The sequence below is a fragment of the Kocuria sp. genome, from assembly GCF_030536815.1.
Classification (GTDB): Bacteria; Actinomycetota; Actinomycetes; order Actinomycetales; family Micrococcaceae; genus Kocuria; species Kocuria gwangalliensis.
Map to the genome: position 1 here is coordinate 1 of NZ_JAUNPE010000315.1, position 1,754 is coordinate 1,754.

Sequence of the window (1,754 nt, forward strand, 5' to 3'; positions counted from 1 at the left end):
GTCTCCGGCCACTTCCGTTGTCAGGCGGCGTGATCGCAGTGTGCGCAGGTGCAGTTTTCACACCTGCAGTTCTCGCACGTGCAGTTGGGCCCGCAGTTTTCGCAGTTGCATACGGACTGGTCAAGGGGTGCAGTGGTCATGGTGGTGCTCCTTGGTGTGGTGATGGGCGGCCGAGAAAATGTGCGTCGCGTCCGAACAGTAGGACGGGAGCCCCGTTGCCTCGGTCGTCGTAGCATCATCCTTGGCCAGGAACCTTCTGATATCAAGACCCGAGGGGCCCGCTCCACCGCGGAAACAGGACTCTCGCCCTCGGTGAACTCTGTTCGCCAAAACCGGTGTGAGGCATAACCTAGGGGTATGGCTTACACAACAGTTAATCCCGCCACTGGCGAAACCGTAAAAGAGTTCCCCACCGCATCGGATCAGGAGATTCAGGACGCCGTGAAGCGTTCGGGTGAGGCTTATAAGTCCTGGCGCAACACCTCCGTTTCGGAGCGCGCCCAGCTCATGCACAAGCTGGCCGAGCTGTATCGCGAGCGCAAGGAAGAGCTCGCCAAGATTCTGACCGGAGAAATGGGCAAGCCCAAGACCCAGGCCATCGGTGAAGTCATGATCGTTGCCGGGATCTATGACTACTACGCCGACAACGCGGAAGGCTTCATGGAGGGCCGCACCCTGGAGCCCTCCACGGGTGGTCAGGCCCGCGTGGTCCTCGACGCCACCGGTTCCCTGCTGGGCATCATGCCCTGGAACTTCCCGTACTACCAGGTGGCTCGTTTTGCGGCTCCCAACCTGATGCTGGGTAACACCATCCTGCTCAAGCACGCCGGTAACGTTCCGCAGTCCGCCGTGGTGCAGGAAGAGCTTTTCCACGAGGCGGGCTTCCCGGAGGATGTTTACATCAACATCTTCGCTTCCAGTGATCAGATCGCGGACATCGTGATCCCGGATCCGGTTGTGCAGGGTGTGTCGCTGACCGGTTCGGAGCGCGCAGGTTCCTCCGTGGCCGCCACCGCGGGCAAGCACCTCAAGAAGGTCGTGCTGGAGCTCGGTGGTTCCGACCCGTTCATTGTCCTGGACGGCGAGAACCTGGAGCGCACCGTGAAGCACGCGGTCAGGGGACGCATGTCCAACAGCGGCCAGGCTTGCACCAACTCCAAGCGCTTCATTGTGCTGGAGGACGCTTACGAGTCCTTCGTGGAGAAGTTCTCGCAGGCAGTTCAGGGCATCGAGGCCGGTGACCCCTCGGACGAGAAAACTTTCCTGGGCCCGATCAGCACCGTGGGTGCCCGTGACGAGATCATGGAGCAGGTCCAGGATGCCATCGACAAGGGTGCCTCCGTACTGGCCGGCGGTAAGAAGATCGATCGCGACGGCGCATGGATGGAAGCCACCGTGCTTGCTGACGTGACCCCCGAAATGCGCGCCTACGCCGAGGAAATCTTCGGTCCCGTGGCCGTGGTCTACAAGGTCAAGGACGCTGACGAGGCCATCGAGCTCGCCAACTCCTCGCCCTTCGGCCTGGGTGGATCCGTTTTCGGTGCCGATGAGGCCGCCGCTCTGGATATCGCCAAGCGCGTGGACTCCGGCATGGTGTTCGTCAACGAGACCACCGGTACGGCTCCGGATCTGCCCTTCGGTGGCGTCAAGCGCTCAGGTGTGGGCCGCGAGCTGGGCCCCTTCGGTATCGAGGAGTTCGCCAACAAGAAGCTGCTGCACACCCCCGCCAAGAAGTAAGGCAGGGTTGACCGTTC

The 1,754-nt window shown here is 61.8% G+C and carries 1 protein-coding gene; it reads left to right on the top strand.

All coding sequences use genetic code 11. From position 1 onward, the window contains the following. The first annotated feature begins 357 nt into the window (after positions 1–357). Positions 358–1,737, top strand: coding sequence for an NAD-dependent succinate-semialdehyde dehydrogenase (locus Q4E95_RS13545; protein ID WP_303383794.1), 1,380 nt, complete (start codon positions 358–360; stop codon positions 1,735–1,737). Positions 1,738–1,754 lie beyond the last annotated feature (17 nt).

Bases quoted from the DNA above. Each gene is read 5' to 3' on its own strand.
- Q4E95_RS13545 (WP_303383794.1), top strand. From the start codon at position 358: ATGGCTTACACAACAGTTAATCCCGCCACTGGCGAAACCGTAAAAGAG.